The sequence below is a fragment of the Brevibacterium sp. UBA7493 genome (assembly GCF_002479565.1).
Taxonomy (GTDB): Bacteria; Actinomycetota; Actinomycetes; order Actinomycetales; family Brevibacteriaceae; genus Brevibacterium; species Brevibacterium luteolum.
In genome coordinates this window covers 210,749-229,301 of record NZ_DLOD01000015.1, presented here as the reverse complement: position 1 = coordinate 229,301, position 18,553 = coordinate 210,749, and the positions used below count along the sequence as shown (strand labels likewise).

Below are 18,553 nucleotides of genomic sequence, written 5' to 3'. Positions count from 1 at the left end.
GCATTCCGCGTCACGAATAGGCGTCGTTTCCAGCCTGAGCATTGGATTGGCAATGCCTGAGTTGCTACTCTGCACACTGGCGCCGCAGCCGAACCGACCCTTTGGCCGTACGTCTACCACGCGCCCGACAACATGAATATGATTGCTCCACCTGCCGTTCTCGCCGGAGCGGCTGACCAGTCCAGCTCCTCCGTTGACCAGTTCATCGACGGTCTCTTCGCCCCATTCGCCGAATGGCTGTCATTCATCGTCTTCTTCGAGATCCCGATCTTCGGAGTCGGTCTGCCGCTCATCGTCGTCTGGCTCATGGTCGGAGCGATCTTCCTCACCGTCTTCCTGCGCTTCCAGCCGATCACCGGCTTGAAGCACTCGCTGCGCGTCATCCGCGGCAAGTTCACCCGCAAGACCGACCCCGGTGAGGTTTCGTCCTTCCAGGCGCTGGCCACCGAGCTCTCCGGCACCGTGGGCCTGGGCAACATCGCCGGTGTCGCAGTCGCGATCACGATCGGCGGACCGGGCGCGGCACTGTGGATCATCATCTTCGGCCTGCTGGCCATGTCGATGAAGATGGCCGAGGCGACCCTGGGTGTGAAGTATCGCCAGATCACCGGCGACGGCAAGACCTCCGGTGGGCCGATGTACTACCTGCGTGAGGGCCTGGCTGAGGTCGGCTGGCCGCGGCTGGGCAAGTTCCTCGCCGTGTTCTACGCCCTCACCACCCTCATCGGCGTGTTCGGCGCTGGAAATCTGTTCCAGGCCAACCAGGTCGCAGCGATCATCGTCGACTCCACCGGCGGTGACTCGAGCTTCCTGGCCGACAAGCTGTGGCTCATCGGCCTCGTTATGGCGCTCGTGGCCGGCTTCGTCATCATCGGCGGCATCAAGAAGATCGCCGAATGGACCTCGGCGATCACCCCGGCGATGGCGATCCTCTACACCGTGTCTGTGCTCATCATCCTCGCGATGAACATCACCAACATCCCGCACGCCTTCTGGCTCATGATCGAAGGCGCGTTCACCGGGGAGGGCGTGGCCGGCGGCATCGTCGGCGTGGCGATCGTCGGCATCCAGCGTGCGCTGTTCTCCAACGTCGGCGGTGTCGGCACCGCCGGTATGGCCCACGCGGCAGTCAAGACCGATGAACCGGCCACCGAGGGCTTCACCGCGATGTGGGAGCCGCTGGTCGACTCCGTCATCATCTGTACGCTCACCGCCCTGGCGATCATCACCACCGGCCTGTACCAGGCTGATGCCGGCGACGGCTCGACCGGCGCCGGTGTGGCCCTGACGAGCCAGGCGTTCGCGACCGTCTCTGCCTGGTTCCCTTACCTGCTGACCGTTGCCGTGGTGCTCTTCGGCTTCTCGACGGTGCTCTCCTATGCCTACTACGGACAGAAGGCACTGGGATACCTGACGAAGAACTCGGTCGTGGCTGAGAAGATCTTCCAGTTCGTGTGGGTCGCCGCCGTGGTCGTCGGCTCGGCTGTCTCGCTCGACAGCGTCGTCGCCTTCTCCGATGCCACCCTGTTCCTCATGGCAGTGCCGAACCTGCTGGGTCTGTACTTCCTGTCGAAGATCGTGCGGATGGAGATCATCCGGCACAAGACGAAGGTCGCCGTCGGCACGATGAGCGAGGTGCCCGAGGATCTGCAGGTCGGTCTGCGCGACCACGAGCCCACCCCTGAGCAGGTCGAGCGGGAGAAGACCCGCCGCCACAAGGCCCGCGAGCACCGCAAGCGCGTGCGCTCGGGCTTCCGCAGCGCCCAGCGCAAGCGCGGTGTCGACGTCGACGCGCTCGACGACCCCGACCGGAAGATCTGAGCCGCACTCAGCTGACACCACGCACCAGGCGGGCAGACGAGGGATCGTCTGCCCGCCTCGCGGCTTTCACGCACCGGTGCCCACCGCCTCGGGCACGGTGGGTCAGCTGAGCATGACGAGCCCGCGTACCAGCGCGACTACAGCCCCGGCGCCGGCGAGCGTGATCGCCAGCCTGCGGGCTGCCTCGGCGGTTACGAGCTTCGCGAGCTTCCCGCCGGCGATGATGCCCAGGCCCACAGCGGCGAAGATGACCGGGAAGAGCCACCACGGCGGCAGCTGGTCGATCGTCATCGCCCCGACTGCGAGCTTCGAACCGACCGACAGGGCCCCGAAGGTCGCGAACGTCGGCTGCATCGTGGCGGCGAACGAGCGCTGCGACCAGCGAGCAAACTTAGCGTAGATGACCATTCCGGGTGCGGCGACCCCGGCCGAGGTGTTGAGGAACGCCCCGGCCGCCCCGCCGGCGGCGGCGAGCCACGGTGAGCGGATGTGCGGGACGCGTGGGGTGCCGAAGGTCAGGGCAAGGGCTGCGAGCACGACGAGGCCGATGACGATGTTGAGCCAGGCCGCAGACAGCGCGCGGACGAGCAGTGCGGCCGGAATCGCGCCGAGGATGCCGGCGGGCAGGAAGATGAGGTAGCGCCGCCAGTCGACGTCGCGGAGGACCGCGAGCATGATGATGGTGCCGGAGAGCATCGTCGTGGCGTTGGCCATGAACACCCCGAGTGCTGGGCCCATGAGAAGTGCGAGCACCGGGGCGACGACGAGGCCGACACCGGTGCCTGAGAGCCGCTGGAGGGTCGCGCCGAGGAAGACGGCTGCGAGGGTGGCTGCCACGATGCCCAAGGTCATGCGGCAATCCTAGCTCCGGCCCCGGGACCGATGCGGCGGGCACCGGCGCGCAGGCAACGGCCAGTGGGCCGGCCGTGTGCCTCGGCGCGGGCCTCAGCGCTGCGGCAGCACTGGTGTGAAGCCGATCGAGGCGGCCGGTCCGACCGGGATGGCGTTCCAGCCGCGGGTGATCGTCTGGGCGAGCGCGGTCGAATCCATGCGGTTCAAAGGCAGGCGCTCACGGCGCGGGCAGATGAATCGTCCGAGGAGGAAATACAGGCCGACGCACGGAAGACCCAGAATGATGATGGCGATGACGATCATGACGCACCTCCTGGCAGAACTCGATGCACACTTATGTCCGTCCATTAAGCGCCTCTCACCAGCGCGGGGGCAAGAATGCGTTCACCTACCGGACTGTGGATGAGACGGCTTCAGGCGGTGATGATCGTCAGCCAGTTCAGTCGGGTGAGCTCGACAGCGGCCTCAGCATCCCCACCGCGCAGGGCTGCGACGATGCGCGCATGCTGCTGGACCGAGGCGTCACTCATCGCATCGAAGTGCAGGAACTCAGCGCGGCGGAGCATGAGCGTCACACTCTCGAGGTGCTCGGCGAGGATCGGGTTGGCCGCCTGCTCGATCGCCACGGCGTGGAAAGCGTCATCGGCAGCGATCGCCGCCTCGGCATCGCCTGCCGCCAGGGCTGCGGTGAGCTCGCCGTTGGCGGTCTCCATGCGGCTGATCTCACCGGGCCCGAGGCGGGGCGCGGCCAGTGACATTGCCAGCGCCTGCAAGGCGGCGGCGACAGCTTGGGCATCGGCGATCGCGGCCGGATCCTCAGCGGTGACGCGGGTGGCGCGACCGGGTTCAGCGGTGACGAGACCGGCGCGGCTCAGGCGCAGCAGCGCCTCGCGGATGGGGGTGCGGGAGACGCCGAGCCAGGCGGAGAGCTCGGTGTCGCGCAACTGCTCACCGGGTTGCAGCTCCCCGCGCACGATCGCATCGCGGATCGCCTGGTAGACGTCATCGCGCAGCAGCGCACGCCGCGGCAGCCCCTGCGTCGCCGGCACCGGCACCCTCTCACCTCCACCAGCTGGAGATTCCCTTCACATCGGCAGCATTCCCTGCTCACCAGTTGACATCCTACCCCCTTTGGATATGCAATATATTGCATATTGACCTGCTGGTGCCAGCACACCGATGTGCCGGACCGGCGGGAGAAGCGGCCGCCGAACGGAAGGATCCCAGGCTATGGCACTCAGTGACTACGAGCGGTACCCCCTCACCTTCGGACCGAGCCCGGTGCACCAGCTGCAGCGACTCAGCGACCACCTCGGCGCCGGCAGGATCTGGGCCAAACGCGAAGACGTCAACTCCGGACTCGCCTTCGGCGGGAACAAGACGCGGAAGATGGAGTACATCGTCCCCGACATCCTCGCCTCCGGGGCCGACACGCTCGTCTCGATCGGTGGCTACCAGTCCAACCACACCCGCCAGGTCGCCGCCATCGCCGCGCACCTGGGCCTGCAGGCCCGGCTCGTGCAGGAGAAGTGGGTCGACTGGGATGATCCGGTCAACGACAAGGTCGGCAACATCGAGCTCTCCCGCATCCTCGGTGCCGATGTGCGCCTCGACCCGGCCGGCTTCGACATCGGCATCCGGTCGAGCTGGGAGAACGCGATCGCCGAACTCGAAGCCGACGGCCGCAAGCCCTATGCGATCCCGGCCGGTGCCTCCGAGCACCCGCTGGGCGGACTCGGGTTCGCCAACTGGGCCTTCGAAGTCGCCGAACAGGAGAAGGAGCTCGGCATCGTCTTCGACACCATCGTCGTGTGCACCGTCACCGGCTCGACACATGCCGGGATGATCGCAGGGTTCGCGCTACTGGAGGAGCAGACCGGCGTCAAGCGGAAGGTCATCGGCATCGACGCCTCGGCCACAATCGACAAGACCCGCGACCAGGTCGGTCGGATCGCCCGCCACACCGCCGGTCTCATCGACCTCGACCGCGAGCTGCGCGATGACGATATCGACATCCGCACCGGCTGGGAGGGCCCGGCCTACGGCATCCCAGACGATTCGACGATCGCTGCGATCCGTACGACCGCCGAACTCGAAGGCGTCATCCTCGACCCCGTCTACGAAGGCAAGTCGATGGCCGGCCTCATCGGCCTGGCCGAGGCCGGGGAGTTCGCCGAGGACTCCACCGTCCTCTACGCCCACCTCGGCGGGCAGCTCGCCCTCAACGCCTACAGCTCGATCTTCGACTGATCCCAGCACAGCCGGTGCGGAAACGCCAGGAAGGGGCACACCCGCCTGCCGTTGTCCCATGTGGCTGATGCCACCCACCCGGCGGGTAGTCTCTACCGTAGACGAGACATCGCCGCCGAGCGAAGGACAGATGCAATGCAGCCCAACCCCGACAACCCCCAGGCCGCAGGCGCCCAGTACAACCCCGCCGACGATCAGGCTGAGGACCGTCAGCAGTTCGAGACCTCCACCCAGCTCGACCCGCCGAGCGTGAACTCCCGCCCGCTCTCTGCCTCCGCCTCGGCCACCGGCGCGTCCGTCCTCGACGAGATCGCCCAGCGGGTGCTGTGGCTCTCAACCGCGATGATCGACGCGGCCAACCGGGGCCGTGAGAACACCGACGGCGTCAAAGTCGGCGGGCATCAGGCGTCGTCGGCCTCGATGGTCGGCATCATGACCGCGCTGTGGTTCCGCGAGCTCACCGCAGCCGATCGCGTCTCGGTCAAACCGCACGCCTCCCCGGTGCTGCACGCCATCAACTACCTGCTCGGCGACCTCGACGAACGCTACCTCACCTCGCTGCGCGCCAAGGGCGGCCTGCAGCCCTACCCGTCGCGGTCGAAGGACCCCGACACCGTCGACTTCTCCACCGGCTCGGTCGGCATCGGTGCGACCGCCCCGATCTGGGCGGCCCTGTCGCACCGCTACCTGCGCGACCGGTTCCCCGACACCCCGGAGGCCGGCCGCTTCATCTCCCTGCTCGGTGATGCCGAGATGGACGAAGGCGCGGTCTGGGAGGCGATCATCGACCCGGAGGTGCGTGGACTCGGCAACGTCGTGTGGATCGTCGACCTCAACCGCCAGTCACTCGACCGCGTCATCCCCGATGTGCAGATCCAGCGCCTGCAGGGCATGTTCGCCGCCGCCGACTGGCAGGTGCTCACGTGCAAATGGGGCACCCGCATCCAGAAGCTGTTCACCGCCTCGGGCGGGGAGGTCTTCGCCCGCCGCATGGAGCAGATGCCCAACGAGGAGTACCAGCGGCTGCTGCGCAGCCACCCCGATGAGCTGCACGAACGCATGCTCACCGGGCTCGCTGCCGACGAGGCCGCAGTGCTGCGCGACCTGCTCGACTCACTCAGCCCGCGCGCGCTCGCCGAGGTCATCCGCGACCTGGCCGGCCACGACATCCCCGCGCTCATCGACACGTTCCGGCAGATCGACGACACCCGCCCGACCGTCATCTTCGCCTACACCATCAAGGGCCGCGGGCTGGCCACCGAGGGACATCCGAACAACCACGCCGCCCAGCTGACCGAAAGCCAGATGCGCGAGCTCGCCGAGCTCTCGGGCACCTCGCTGGAGGATCCGTGGGTGCGCTTCGCCCCCGATTCGGCCGCCGCCGAGGTGTGCCGCTCGACCGCACAGCGGCTCACCCGCCCGCCGGCACCCGTGCACGAGGTGGGCCAGGTGCCGGCCGAACTCGGGTATGCGCACAAGGCCGTCACTTCGACGCAGGCGACACTCGGCCGGGTGCTTTCGGATCTCAAGCGGGCCGAACCCGAGCTCGCGGAGAGGGTCGTGACCCTCAGCCCCGACGTGGCGACGTCGACGAACCTCGGCGGCTGGATCAACAAGACCGGCGTGTGGTCGATCGCCGGCCGGCAGGACTGGTTCGCCGATGACCGTGAGCGGGTGCTGCGCTGGCAGGAGGCCTTCAGCGGCCAGCACATCGAACTCGGCATCGCCGAGGTCAACCTCGTCTCCCTGGCAGGAGAGCTCGGCTCAACCTTCTCGCGCTGGGGTCAGCCGCTCATCCCGGTTGCGACGATCTACGACCCGTTCATCAACCGGGCACTCGAACCGTGGACCTTCGGCCTATATGCCGGTGGGCAGTCGATCATGGTCGGCACGCCCTCCGGTGTGACGCTGGCGCCTGAGGGTGGGGCGCATCAGTCGTTCAACACCCCGTCGGTGACGCTGGAGATCCCGGGGCTGACGAGCTGGGAGCCGGCGTTCGCGCAGGACTTCGAATGGACGCTGCTCGAAGCGATGCGCCACATCGGCCGGCACGACGGCCACTCGGCGTACTTCCGGCTGTCGACCCGACCGGTCGACCAGGGACTCGCCCGGGTGCCCGGCGATGAGATCGAGCGTGAGCGCCGCCGCCAGCAGGTCATCTCCGGCGGCTACCGGCTCAGCCCTCACCCGGCGGCTGAGGACGACATCACCCTCGTGGGCGCCGGGGCGATCATGACCGAGGTGTGCCAAGCCGCAGAGTATCTCAGGGAGCGCGGATTCAAGGCCGGCGTCGTGTGCATCACGAGCCCGAGCCTCGTGTTCCGCTCACTGCAGGCCCGCGGACGGCTCGGCGGTGCGCAGACCGGAATGGGTGCGACGAGCATCGTCGACGTGCTCCTCCCCGCCGAACACCCCGCTCCGCTCGTCACCGTCATGGACGGGCATCCGCACACGCTGTCGTTCCTCGCTGGCGTGCGCGGGGATCGTGCCCGCAACCTCGGCGTCACCGAATTCGGTCAGGCGTCCTCGGTGTCGGAGGCCTATGCGATCCACGGCATCGACACCGCCTCGATCGCCTCGGCTGCTCTCGATCTGCTGGGCCGGTGACGTCTTCGTGGGGACGCTCAGCGGCAGGATCGGCGTCCCCGCGGGGACGTGTGGGGACGTCAGATTCCCAGTGTGCCGAGCGGGATGACGTGCACGCCGCTCGGCAGTGTGTAAGCGAATTCTGTGCCGGTCACGACCGCGAGGAATGCCGGCTCGCCGATGCGATCGAGATCCACGCGCTCATCGCGCAGCTTGATGAGATTGCGTTCAGCGGCCTCGACTTGTGACCGTCCGAGCTTGACTTCGCAGGCACCCCAAGCGCCGTCGTCGGGATACTCGATGATGGCGTCGATCTCGAGACCGGTGTTGTCGCGATAGTGGTAGACCTGACCGGATTCTGCGCTTGAGAGTGCCCGGAGATCTCTGATGACCATCGCCTCGAAGACCTGGCCGAAGTATTCAGGACTCTTGGCCAGCCGATCCGGCCCAATGCCCAGTACTGCACATGCCAGGGCCGGGTCGGCCAGTTGGAGCTTGGGTGCCGTTCGCAATCGCGACTTCGAACGGAGATTGACGCTCCAGGCGGGAAGATTGTCCAGCGCGAACACTGTCTCCAGCGAGTCAAGGTAGGCGTTGACAGTCCCGTAGTTCAGCGGTGCGTCGGCGCCCGACACATCTCGTCGAAGACTTTGTGCGCTCGCTTCGGTAGCGATGTTTCGAGCGATCGACTGCAGTACCCTCCGCATCCGAGATGGGTCATGGCGAACGCCGACAGCGGCAGGGATATCTGAGTCACAGAGATCATCACAATACGACCGATTGAACAGCACGGCCTGTCGTGTTGGAACACCGAGCAGACCGGGCCAGCCGCCGCGCACTGCCTGTTCCGCCAGCGCCTGATAGCTCAGTGGCGACCGCGCTGACACAGTATTCGCACCCTTGAGCGCTGAGAGGGAGATGTCTGACGAGGAGGCTTCGCTTTCGGCGAGTGCCATCGGCCGCATGCGCAGTCGCCCGAATCGACCCGCCCCTGAATGCCGGGTGATGTCGGAGGCCGGCTGCGCTGATCCGGAAAGGATGAACTGACCCTGTTGCTGTCGGTCGTCGATTTCATGACGCATCGCATTCCACAGGCTTGGTGCAAGCTGCCATTCGTCGATGAGGCGCGGACTGTCTCCTTCGAGCAGTGCCGTTGGGTTGAGTTCGGCCAACTGGATGAGCTCGGGTGAGCGGTCAAGGCGAATCGAGCTTCGCGAATGGTGGAGACCCGTCGATGTCTTGCCGCAGCCGCGCGGGCCCTCGATGAGCACCGCTCCCATTCCTTTGATCAGCTCAGCGAGGATGTGGTCAACGGCCCGTTGCTTATACACTTCGTTCCCCTGCTTGAGGCGGCCGTCTTGCTGAGGCTGCTGCGCCTCGGTCGACGACGACCATATGGATCGATCATCTATTCTGCAACGATTCTATCGTCTATTCTGCAACGCTCCCATCATCTATCCTGCAACGATCTCATCAACTATCCTGCACGGGTAACGATGGCAAAGCTACGGGCCAGCGGTGCACCGGCGCGGGTCGGGTGAGGCGACTGTCAATCAGGCCACCGCCCGGGCAGCGACGAGCATCTCGGCTGGCATCGCCCGCTCGAGCTTCCACTCGATCTGCATGGGCCGCGACCCGGAGTGCTGTACGTAATCAACGGTGCCCAGACAGATGTAGGGCTCCGTGCCGAGGTCTCCCTCTTTCGCTGCGCGGACGAAGAGCACAACGTGTGAGCCCTGCTGCCGGTGGTGGATGTAGCGCTGCCCGGTGGGACTTTCGGGGCTCGTCGCATTCTGCGATTCCCAGTGGAAGAGCGTCTCAGAGATCGCGTAGTCGCGATAGAGCGTGGTCGGCGAGTAGTCGCTTTCGGACTTCTTCAGCGTCACGAGCAGCACGTCGGTCTGGGCGGCCGGGATCCACTTGACTCCCTCGCGCATGTTGCCCGGCGCGATGCCCTGTTGCGTCGTGCCGAGACCGAACCCGGCCAGCAGCTCCTCGCGTGTGTAGCGGGAGTGGCTGCGGACAGGAACGCGTTCCAGGCCCGCGAGCGGCTGCGGGAGTGTGCGTGCCTGCTGCTCGCAGACCTCGAGGAGATCACGCAGCTCAGACGCGATCGCCGGCATGCGGCGCACCCGTCTGATCGTGTCGGCGATTTCGCCTGCCGGTGCGGTGGGTCGCAGCTGATAGAAGAGCATCGCCGCATACGGGTCGGCAGCGAGCGCGTCATCGGAGGGCAGCGTGCCGTCGAGCAGTTCGCGATAGCGGTCGATCCGCTCATTGTCATCGATGTGCGTGAACGCCCGCATCCGACTCAGCAGGGCGACCTCGTCGTCACCCAGCGCAAGTCGAGCCTGCGGGAACGACCAGTCCTTGAGTGCCGACCACGAGCGGGCCCGCTGCTGACCGCCGAAGGCCCGGGGCCCGGATCCTCCGTAGATGTCAGCCAGGCCGCGATCGGCCTCATGCAGATACGCTGCCAGACTGTATTCGGCCGCCGAGGTGTCCGCCGGCTTGTGGTTCGCCACATCGCGCACGAGATCGCGGGTGGAGAGATTGAGTGTCGACTTCAGACTGGAGAGGATCTCCTCCTCAGCGACCTTGTCCAGCACGATCTGCGAGCCGGCCGGCAAAAACGGAAAGCCCTGCTGCACATCGCGTTGGAGCCGCCGACGCGATGCGCCTGTCAGTGCGCGCAGCTTGAGGTCGAAGCGGAACTGCGCGTTCTGATGGCCGACGAAGTCGAGCACGGTGAGCACGGACTTGTCCGGCGCGCGTCGGAGTCCGCGGCCGAGCTGTTGGAGGAAGATCGTCGCCGACTGGGTGGGGCGGAGCATGAGCACCGTGTCGACGGCAGGGATGTCGACGCCTTCGTTGAAGATGTCGACGGTGAACAGGCAGCGGATCTCGCCTGCCCTGAACCGATTGAGAAGCTCTGCTCGGTCCGCTCTGCTCGTCTCACTCGTGATCGCGTACGAGACGATGCCGACCTCGGTGAACTTCCGCGCCATGTACACGGCATGGGCGATGCTGACGCAGAACCCGAGCGCTCGGATCGTGCTGACATCGACAACCGTGTCGGTCAGTGCCGCGATGATCATGCGGGTGCGGGCGTCATTGCCGGTGTAGAGCTTGCTGAGTTCCGTGGTGTCGTAGCTCCCGCGCTGGAACGTGATCGAGCTCAAGTCGGTGTTGTCGGCGATGCCGAAGTAGTGGAACGGCACGAGCAGGTCGGCCTCCAGGGCATCCCACAGACGCAGCTCACTGGCCGTGCGCCCGGAGAAGAACTCTGCCGCCACATCGACACCGTCGGTGCGTTCGGGTGTGGCGGTGAGTCCGAGGAGCTCGCGCGGTTCGAACCAGTCGAGCAGCCGGCGGTAGCTCGGTGCTTCGGCGTGGTGGAACTCATCGATGACGATGATGTCGAAGTGGTCCCGGGCCCACTGTTGGAGCTGCGCCGAGCGGCCGATCGACTGGATCGACGCGAAGATGTGAGTTCCGTCGGTCGGTCGATGACCATCGACGAAGAGCTCGCCGAAGCTGCCGTCTTTGAGCACATCGCGATACGTATGCAGCGCCTGCTTGAGGATTTCCGCTCGGTGGACGACGAACAGCAGGCTGGGACGACTGCCGCGCCCCCGGCGGTCAGCGCCGGCGAGGCGAGCGTAGTCGAGAGCGGCGATGACGGTCTTGCCGGTGCCGGTTGCGGCCACGAGCAGATTGCGGTGCCGATCGTGCGTCTCCCGTTCAGCAGCGAGATCATTGAGCATGATCTGCTGATGCGGATAGGGCCGCACATCGAGCAGCGTCGTGTCGATGTCCCCCGCCGAGGTGCCGGCTGCAGCGCCGGCGGGGCCACCGCGCGCCTCGCGCAGGGCGGCATCGAGCCGGGTCGCATCCCGCTGCGGATCGTAGGGTGCGAATTCCGGTGCGTTCCAGTAGGAGTCGAATGTTGCCGTGAACTTCTCCACCAGGCTCGGCGTGGCCGACCGCGATATCCGCACATTCCATTCGAGCCCGTCGACGAGGGCGGCCCGGCTGAGGTTCGAGCTGCCGACGTACCCGGTGTCGAAGCCGGTCTCGCGATAGAACAGCCAGGCCTTGGCATGCAGGCGAGTGGACCGGGTTTCGTAGTTGATGCGGATCTCAGCGCCGTACTCATCGGCAAGCCGGTCGAGGGCCTTTCGGTCCGTGGCCCCGATGTAGGTCGTCGTGAGGATCCGCAGGGGCACTCCGCGATCACGCAGCTGCGCCAGTTCGCGTTCGAGGAGGCGGATACCGCTCCATTTGACGAATGCGCACAGCAGGTCGACCCGGTCCGCGCTTGCCAGTTCGCGTTTGAGCTCAGTGCCCAGCTGCGGATCTCGCGGCGAGTTCGTCAGGAGTGCGACATCCGACAGCGGCGTCGTTGGCCGGCTGGGTGTCTCAGCGTCCGATGGGTAGAAGGACAGCAGCTGGTGCGGACCGTCGAGTACGACGTCGGGGTTCTCCGGCAGCAGGCGCAGAATCCGGTTGACGAGGTCGACGCGGTCGTCCTCCTCGGCGTCGGCAAGAGCCGAGGCGAGGTGGCCCGCGACATGCCGGCTGAGCACATGCGGTGCATCGGCTTCATCGACAGCTTCGATGACTGCGCGGGCATCAGCCCGGTGGTCGATGAGCTCCTGCAGCCGGCGTTCGAGCACCCGCTCATGCAGACCGATGACGAGGCCATCCGGGGATCCGGCACCGGTGCCAGATCGGGGATCTCCGACGGTCATCGGCGCGCACCTGCGCTCGCACCGCCGCGCAGCAGCGCGACCGCCGGAAGATCAGGGGCCGCCCAGTCAAGACTGTCGAGCTCCTCGCGACGTACCCACACAAGTGCGTCATGATCAGCGCTGGCGGCAGGCATCTCGGCGGCGCTCACCCAATAGCAGGCCAAGTCGATTGCCGGGCCGTCGCTGTGGGCCGCGCCTGAGGCGGGGGTCGTCTCGCGGACGAGCAGGTCGCCGACGGTGACTTCGACGCTGAGTTCTTCGCGCAGTTCACGGGCGAGTGCGGCTGTCGGCGTCTCATCCTCTTCGACTTTGCCGCCGGGGAACTCCCACTTGCCAGCCGCAGCCTTGTGCGGTGCGCGCCGGCAGGCCAGTATCTGCTCCCCGCGGGAGAAGATCGCACCGACGACAGTGATCGTGTCGTTCATGCTGCTCATTCAACCCCACCCGGCAGCTGCGCTCAATAGGCGTGCTGAGGCACTCAATCGTCTTCCTGACCTCAGACGATGCAGCCGCGTGCGGCTGTCGGCGGCAGCACGGCGATGGTAGTCTTGAGCCATGGCGCGCATCAGCTTCCTCGACTGGCCGGTGTTCCGGCAGTTCCGCTCCGGTGACACCACCGGGCGCGGCCCGGCTGTGACGTCCCAACAGACGAAGGACATGCGCCCGCGCACCGAAGACGCCGACACCGTTGCGCGCAGCGTGTGCCCCTACTGTGCGGTGGGCTGCGGCCAGCTTGTCTACGCCAAGGACAACAAGGTCATCCAGATCGAAGGCGATCCGGACTCGCCGATCTCCCGCGGTCGGCTGTGCCCCAAGGGCTCGGCCAGCGAACAGCTCGTCAACGCCTCCGGGCGCATCACCGAAGTCCTCTACCGGGCTCCGAAGGCCAAGGAGTGGACGACACTCGATCTCGACACCGCCCTCGACATGATCGCCGAGAGGTTCCTCGAAGCCCGCCGCAACCACTGGCAGGACAAAGACTCCGAAGGCCGGCACCTGCGGCGCACCATGGGTGTGGCCTCCCTGGGCGGGGCGACGCTGGACAATGAGGAGAACTACCTCATCAAGAAGCTGTTCACCGCAGCCGGCGCGATCCAGATCGAGAACCAGGCCCGCATATGACACTCCGCCACAGTTCCCGGTCTGGGAGCTTCGTTCGGACGCGGCGGCGCGACCCAGTCCCTGCAGGACATGGCCAATGCCGACTGCATCGTCATTCAGGGCTCGAACATGGCCGAATGCCATCCCGTCGGGTTCCAGTGGGTCACTGAAGCCAAGGCCCGTGGAGCGAAGGTCATCCACGTCGACCCGCGTTTCACGCGCACCACGGCAGTCGCAGACAAGCATGTCCCGATCCGGGTCGGCTCTGACATCGTGCTGCTCGGCGGACTGATCCGGCATGTACTGGAAAACGACCTGTACTTCGACGAATACGTCCGGACGTTCACCAACGCCTCCACCATCCTCGGCGACGACTTCGCCGACACCGAGGATCTCGACGGACTGTTCTCCGGCTACGACCCGGACACCGGCACGTACGACACCCAGACCTGGGCATATGCCGATGCCGATGGGTCGCGCCGAGGCGTGCCGCCGACCCAACCGGCCGAGCAGGACCCGACCCTGCAGGACCCGCGATGCGTCTTCCAGGTGCTCAAACGTCACTACTCCCGCTACACCCCGGAGATGGTCGAAGAGGTCTGCGGCATCTCCGCTGCCGACTTCGCCTACCTCGCCGATGCCATCACGCAGAACTCCGGACGCGAGCGCACCACCTGCTTCGCCTACGCCGTCGGCTGGACCCAGCACTCCCAGGGCGCGCAGTACATCCGCACCGCCGCTGCGCTGCAGCTGCTGCTCGGCAACGTCGGCCGGCCAGGCTCAGGCATCATGGCGCTGCGCGGGCACGCTTCCATCCAGGGCTCGACTGACATCCCGACCCTGTTCAACCTGCTGCCCGGCTACCTGCCGATGCCCAAAGCTGGCACCCATGACACTCTCGATGACTACCTGGCCGTCATCGGCTCGAAGGAGCAGAAGAGCTACTGGGCCAATGCTGATACCTACATGATCAGCCTGCTCAAGGCCTGGTGGGGTGAGGCCGCCACCGCGGACAACGACTTCGCCTACGACTACCTGCCCCGCCTCACCGGTGCACACGGCACCTACCAGACCGTCATGAGCATGCTGAAAGATGAGGTCGACGGTTACTTCATCCTCGGCCAGAACCCGGCCGTCGGCTCGGCCAACGGCCGCATGCAGCGCCTGGGCATGTCGCACCTCAAATGGCTCGTCGTACGCGACTTCCAGCTCATCGAATCGGCGACCTGGTGGAAGGACGGACCGGAGATCGCCTCCGGTGAACTCAAGACCGAGGACATCGAGACCGAGGTGTTCTTCCTCCCGGCTGCCAACCACACCGAGAAGTCCGGGACCTTCACCCAGACGCAGCGGCTCGTGCAGTGGCGCGAACAGGCCGTCCACCCGCCAGGGGATGCGCAGAGCGAACTGCAGTTCTTCTACGAACTCGGCTGCCGGCTGCGGGAGAAGCTCGCCGACTCCACCGACCCGCGCGACCGGCCGCTGCTCGACCTGACCTGGGACTACCCGGTCGATGAGCACGGCGACCCCTCCGCCGAGGCGGTCCTCGCCGAGATCAACGGCTTCCACACCTCGGGCCCGGAAACCGGCACGCCGCTGAGCTCCTACCTGGAGATGAAGGCCGACGGTTCGACCGCCGGTGGCTGCTGGCTCTACACCGGCATCTACGCCGATGGCATCAACCACGCCAACAAGCGTGTGCCCGGCAGCGCGCAGGACGAGATCGCCGCCGACTGGGCGTGGGCGTGGCCGGCCAACCGCCGCATCCTGTACAACCGCGCCTCTGCCGATGCGCAGGGCAAGCCGTGGAGTGAGCGCAAGAAGCTCGTGTGGTGGGATGAGGAGGCCGGTCGCTGGACAGGCCAGGACGTCCCCGACTTCCCAGCCGACCGGGCACCAGATGCCGTACCCGAACGGGCCCAGGGCGGGCCGGCGGCACTGACCGGCGCCGACGCGTTCGTCATGCAGCCCGACGGCAAGGGTTGGCTCTACGCGCCGACCGGAGTCGTCGACGGGCCCCTGCCGACCCATTACGAGGCGCAGGAATCCCCGGTGCCCAATCCGCTCTACGCCCAGCAGCACAGCCCGGCCCAAGTGATGTTCGACCGCAGGGACAACCTCATGGCTCCGCTGCCCGGGCAGGCAGGTGCAGGCGTCTACCCCTTCATCTTCACCACCTATCGGCTCACCGAACATCACACCGCCGGCGGTATGAGCCGGTGGCTGCCCTATCTCTCAGAGCTGCAGCCCGAGCTGTTCGCCGAGGTGTCCCCGGAACTGGCAGCCGAACGCGGGCTTGAACCCTATGGCTGGGCGACGATCATCTCCCCGCGTGCCGCGATCGAAGTCCGGCTGCTCGTCACCGAGCGCGTGACTCCGATGAGCGTCGGCAGTGCAGCAGCCGGCAGCCAGCGCACCGTCCACCAGATCGGGCTGCCGTATCACTGGGGTGTCGGGGCCCAGGCGCACATCGTCGGCGACGCCGTCAACGATCTGCTCGGCATCACACTCGACCCCAACGTCCTCATCCAGGATTCGAAGACCGGTGCCTGCGACATCATCCCGGGCCGGCGCCCACGCGGCCCCGAGCTTGAAGAGCTCGTCGACGACTACCGGCGCCGCGCCGGCCTCATCGACGCCGCAGGCCGCATGACCGACAAGGCACACCAGGATGACCGACCCGGCGACCCGTGGGACACTGCGCCGGAAGCCCAGCAGGGTGTCTACACCCATGAAGACGGAGGCGGCGCCGATGCCGCAGACAGCTTCCACGAACCTGAGAAGGAGGAGGGCTCGTCATGAGCGCACCGATGACGGCACCGGCCGAACAGCATCACAACGCTGCGACCAGTGTTCCGGCCGACACCGCCGACCCTGCCGTCGCCACCGGGTGGGAGCACACCCACGAACGCAAGGGCTTCTTCACCGACACCTCGATCTGCATCGGCTGCAAGGCCTGCGAAGTCGCATGCAAGGAATGGAACCGCAACCCCGCTGACGGCAACCTCGAACTCCTCGGCTCCTCCTACGACAACACCGGCGGGCTCGGGGCGAACACGTGGCGCCACGTCGCCTTCATCGAACAGGACGCCGAACAGATCGCCGCCGCCCGCGAATCCGGCCGCAGGCTCGTCAACCTCGGCATGCCGACCGTGCGCACCCGTGGCAACGACACCCCCACCCCCGGTGCTGCCACAGCGGGTGGACCGGCTGCCGCTGAGTCGGCTGCCGGCGGTCGGCAGGTCGATGCGCTCGCCGCCGCTGAGACGATCGGGGACACTGACCTCACCCCGCCGGACACCCCGGAGTTCCGGTGGCTTATGGCCTCAGACGTGTGCAAGCACTGCACGCACGCCGGCTGCCTCGACGTGTGCCCGACCGGCGCGCTGTTCCGCACCGAGTTCGGCACCGTCGTCGTCCAGGCCGATGTGTGCAACGGCTGCGGCACATGTGTGGCCGGCTGCCCGTTCGGCGTCATCGAACGCCGCGACGACGGCACCATCAACCCCCCGACCGAACGCGAAAGCCCCGCCGCCGGCACGCCGATCGAACAGGACGTGCCGCACCCGGGCACGGCGAACAAATGCACCCTGTGCTACGACCGGCTTGTCGCCGGCGACCAGCCAGCGTGCGCGAAGACCTGCCCGACGACCTCGATCAAATTCGGCGACCGCGCCGACATGGTCGCCACTGCCGAACAGCGCGTCCGCGACCTCCACGCGCAGGGCATGACCGAAGCCCGCCTCTACGGCGCCAATCCCAATGACGGCGTCGGCGGCACCGGCTCGGTGTTCCTGCTGCTCGACGAGCCCGAGGTCTACGGCCTGCCGCCGGACCCGCGCGTGGCGACGAAGGACCTGCCGCAGATGTTCAAAACCGCCGGCATCGCCGCCGCCGGGATGATCGCGGCGACCGCGCTCGCCTTCCTCGGGGGCCGGAAGTGAGGCAGAGCGCGTGACGACCAGCGAATTCGACTCCTACCGCCCGCCCGAGCCGCCGCGGAGGCGCAGGCGCGACCTGTTCCGCCGCTCCCGCAGCGACGACGGTGCTCAGGGCCGCGGCCGCGCCCGAGGTGCCGGTCCCGGCGGCGGCCGCCGCCGAGGCGGTGGGGCGGATGGCTCGCGGGAGATGCCGATGGTCGCCGAGGCGCAGTTCACCTCGTATTACGGCCGGCCCATCGTCAAGGCCCCGCCGTGGGGGCATGAGATCTCGACCTACCTGTTCCTCGGCGGGCTCGCCGGCGGTTCCGGGCTGCTGGCTCTCGGCGCGCAGCTGACCGGCCGGGAGCTGCTGCGCCGCAATACGCGGCTGACGGCCCTCGGAGCTGTCAGCGCTGGCGCGGCCGCCCTCATCATGGACCTCGGCCGGCCCGAACGGTTCCTCAACATGATGCGCACCGTCAAAGTCACCTCGCCGATGAGCCTGGGCTCCTGGATCCTCGCCGGCTTCTCCACGCCGATGGGAATCGCCGCAGCCTCTGAGATCGACCGCCTCACCGGTGAGAAGCTGCCGCTGGGCCCGCTGCGTCCGGTGCTGCGGGGAGTTGAAGGGCCGTCCGGGCTGGCAGCCGCAGTGCTCGCGGCACCCCTGGCCGCCTACACCGCCGTGCTGCTCTCCGACACCGCCGTGCCGACCTGGCATGGAGCCCGCAAGCATCTGCCGTATGTGTTCGTCTCCTCGGCCAGTCTTGCTGCCGGCGGCGCTGCGATGGTGACGACCCCCGCTGCTCAGACCGCCCCAGCGCGGGCGCTCGCGGCCCTCGGTGTGGTCGGCGATGTCGTCGCCATGCACGTCATGAAGGACCACATGCACCCGGCCGAAGCAGAGCCGCTGGAGACCGGCAAGCCGGGTGCCAAGCTCACATGGGCTGAGCGCCTGGCGATCGCCGGCGGCATCGGCACGCTGTTCGCCGGCAACCGGCTCGTCGCCGCCGCCTCGGGAACGGCGCTCATTGCCGCCTCGGCGCTGACTCGGTTCGGGGTGCTCGAAGCTGGCCTGGAGTCGACGAAGGACCCCAAGCACGTCATCGAACCGCAGAAGGACCGTCTCGCTGCCCGGCAGGCGGCCGGCATCACCGACGACTCGATCACGACAGCCGGGTGAACCGGCTGCCGATCCGTGAGGCAGCTGGAAGGCCCGATTGTCACCGCCACCTTCGGAGCCGCCGGCACCCGGAGGCTGTGCTGACG

Annotated in this window: 12 protein-coding genes; 6 read left to right on the top strand and 6 right to left on the bottom strand. The window is 67.1% G+C overall.

Annotation, left to right across the window (positions count from 1 at the left end):
• The first annotated feature begins 138 nt into the window (after window positions 1–138).
• Window positions 139–1,821 carry an alanine/glycine:cation symporter family protein gene (locus B4E96_RS09875; RefSeq protein ID WP_286957409.1) on the top strand — a complete coding sequence of 561 codons (1,683 nt, stop codon included), beginning with the start codon at window positions 139–141 and terminating at the stop codon, window positions 1,819–1,821.
• A 102-nt stretch (window positions 1,822–1,923) separates the two neighbouring features.
• Here B4E96_RS09875 and B4E96_RS09870 read toward each other — a convergent pair whose 3' ends face one another.
• The 3 genes from B4E96_RS09870 to B4E96_RS09860 all read right to left on the bottom strand — a co-directional run bounded on the left by B4E96_RS09870 (window position 1,924) and on the right by B4E96_RS09860 (window position 3,722).
• Window positions 1,924–2,673 carry a sulfite exporter TauE/SafE family protein gene (locus B4E96_RS09870; protein WP_165884126.1) on the bottom strand — a complete coding sequence of 250 codons (750 nt, stop codon included), beginning with the start codon at window positions 2,671–2,673 and terminating at the stop codon, window positions 1,924–1,926.
• A gap of 93 nt (window positions 2,674–2,766) precedes the next feature.
• The gene (locus B4E96_RS09865) at window positions 2,767–2,976 is read right to left on the bottom strand and encodes a hypothetical protein (protein ID WP_102162179.1); all 210 of its coding nucleotides are present in this window, start codon (window positions 2,974–2,976) and stop codon (window positions 2,767–2,769) included.
• Between the two features lie 110 nt (window positions 2,977–3,086).
• Entirely contained in the window at window positions 3,087–3,722 is a 636-nt protein-coding gene (locus B4E96_RS09860; protein WP_286957408.1) for a GntR family transcriptional regulator, read from the bottom strand.
• 181 nt (window positions 3,723–3,903) lie between these two features.
• On the opposite strand from B4E96_RS09860, the gene B4E96_RS09855 reads away from it, so the two are divergent.
• Together B4E96_RS09855 and B4E96_RS09850 are read left to right on the top strand one after the other, a co-directional pair.
• Window positions 3,904–4,923, top strand: a complete 1,020-nt coding sequence (locus tag B4E96_RS09855) for a 1-aminocyclopropane-1-carboxylate deaminase (RefSeq protein WP_286957407.1) — start codon at window positions 3,904–3,906, stop codon at window positions 4,921–4,923.
• A 135-nt stretch (window positions 4,924–5,058) separates the two neighbouring features.
• Window positions 5,059–7,530, top strand: a complete 2,472-nt coding sequence (locus B4E96_RS09850) for a transketolase-like TK C-terminal-containing protein (RefSeq protein WP_286957405.1) — start codon at window positions 5,059–5,061, stop codon at window positions 7,528–7,530.
• A gap of 59 nt (window positions 7,531–7,589) precedes the next feature.
• On the opposite strand, the gene B4E96_RS09845 is transcribed toward B4E96_RS09850, so the two are convergent.
• The 3 genes from B4E96_RS09845 to B4E96_RS09835 all read right to left on the bottom strand — a co-directional run bounded on the left by B4E96_RS09845 (window position 7,590) and on the right by B4E96_RS09835 (window position 12,688).
• A complete protein-coding gene (locus tag B4E96_RS09845; RefSeq protein ID WP_219722612.1) occupies window positions 7,590–8,840 on the bottom strand; it encodes an ATP-binding protein in 1,251 nt (416 codons plus the stop codon).
• A 222-nt stretch (window positions 8,841–9,062) separates the two neighbouring features.
• A complete protein-coding gene (locus tag B4E96_RS09840) occupies window positions 9,063–12,263 on the bottom strand; it encodes a DUF3427 domain-containing protein (RefSeq protein WP_286957403.1) in 3,201 nt (1,066 codons plus the stop codon).
• A complete protein-coding gene (locus B4E96_RS09835) occupies window positions 12,260–12,688 on the bottom strand; it encodes a (deoxy)nucleoside triphosphate pyrophosphohydrolase (RefSeq protein ID WP_102162184.1) in 429 nt (142 codons plus the stop codon). The genes B4E96_RS09840 and B4E96_RS09835 overlap by 4 nt, the downstream gene beginning before the upstream one ends.
• Window positions 12,689–12,818: 130 nt before the next feature.
• Here B4E96_RS09835 and fdnG point away from each other — a divergent pair, with 130 nt between their 5' ends.
• From fdnG to nrfD, 3 genes are read left to right on the top strand one after another with little or no spacing between them, the layout of a single operon-like run.
• Entirely contained in the window at window positions 12,819–16,166 is a 3,348-nt protein-coding gene (gene fdnG, locus B4E96_RS09830) for a formate dehydrogenase-N subunit alpha (protein WP_286957402.1), read from the top strand.
• A gap of 8 nt (window positions 16,167–16,174) precedes the next feature.
• Window positions 16,175–17,308, top strand: a complete 1,134-nt coding sequence (locus B4E96_RS09825; RefSeq protein ID WP_414632697.1) for a 4Fe-4S dicluster domain-containing protein — start codon at window positions 16,175–16,177, stop codon at window positions 17,306–17,308.
• A 10-nt stretch (window positions 17,309–17,318) separates the two neighbouring features.
• On the top strand, window positions 17,319–18,467 hold the full coding sequence (nrfD, locus tag B4E96_RS09820) for an NrfD/PsrC family molybdoenzyme membrane anchor subunit (RefSeq protein ID WP_286957400.1): 1,149 nt from the start codon (window positions 17,319–17,321) through the stop codon (window positions 18,465–18,467).
• Window positions 18,468–18,553 lie beyond the last annotated feature (86 nt).

Coding starts and splice junctions, on each gene's coding strand:
- B4E96_RS09875 (WP_286957409.1), top strand. CDS start 139: ATGATTGCTCCACCTGCCGTTCTCGCCGGAGCGGCTGACCAGTCCAGC.
- B4E96_RS09870 (WP_165884126.1), bottom strand. CDS start 2,673: ATGACCTTGGGCATCGTGGCAGCCACCCTCGCAGCCGTCTTCCTCGGC.
- B4E96_RS09865 (WP_102162179.1), bottom strand. CDS start 2,976: ATGATCGTCATCGCCATCATCATTCTGGGTCTTCCGTGCGTCGGCCTG.
- B4E96_RS09855 (WP_286957407.1), top strand. CDS start 3,904: ATGGCACTCAGTGACTACGAGCGGTACCCCCTCACCTTCGGACCGAGC.
- B4E96_RS09850 (WP_286957405.1), top strand. CDS start 5,059: ATGCAGCCCAACCCCGACAACCCCCAGGCCGCAGGCGCCCAGTACAAC.
- B4E96_RS09840 (WP_286957403.1), bottom strand. CDS start 12,263: ATGACCGTCGGAGATCCCCGATCTGGCACCGGTGCCGGATCCCCGGAT.
- B4E96_RS09835 (WP_102162184.1), bottom strand. CDS start 12,688: ATGAACGACACGATCACTGTCGTCGGTGCGATCTTCTCCCGCGGGGAG.
- B4E96_RS09825 (WP_414632697.1), top strand. CDS start 16,175: ATGACGGCACCGGCCGAACAGCATCACAACGCTGCGACCAGTGTTCCG.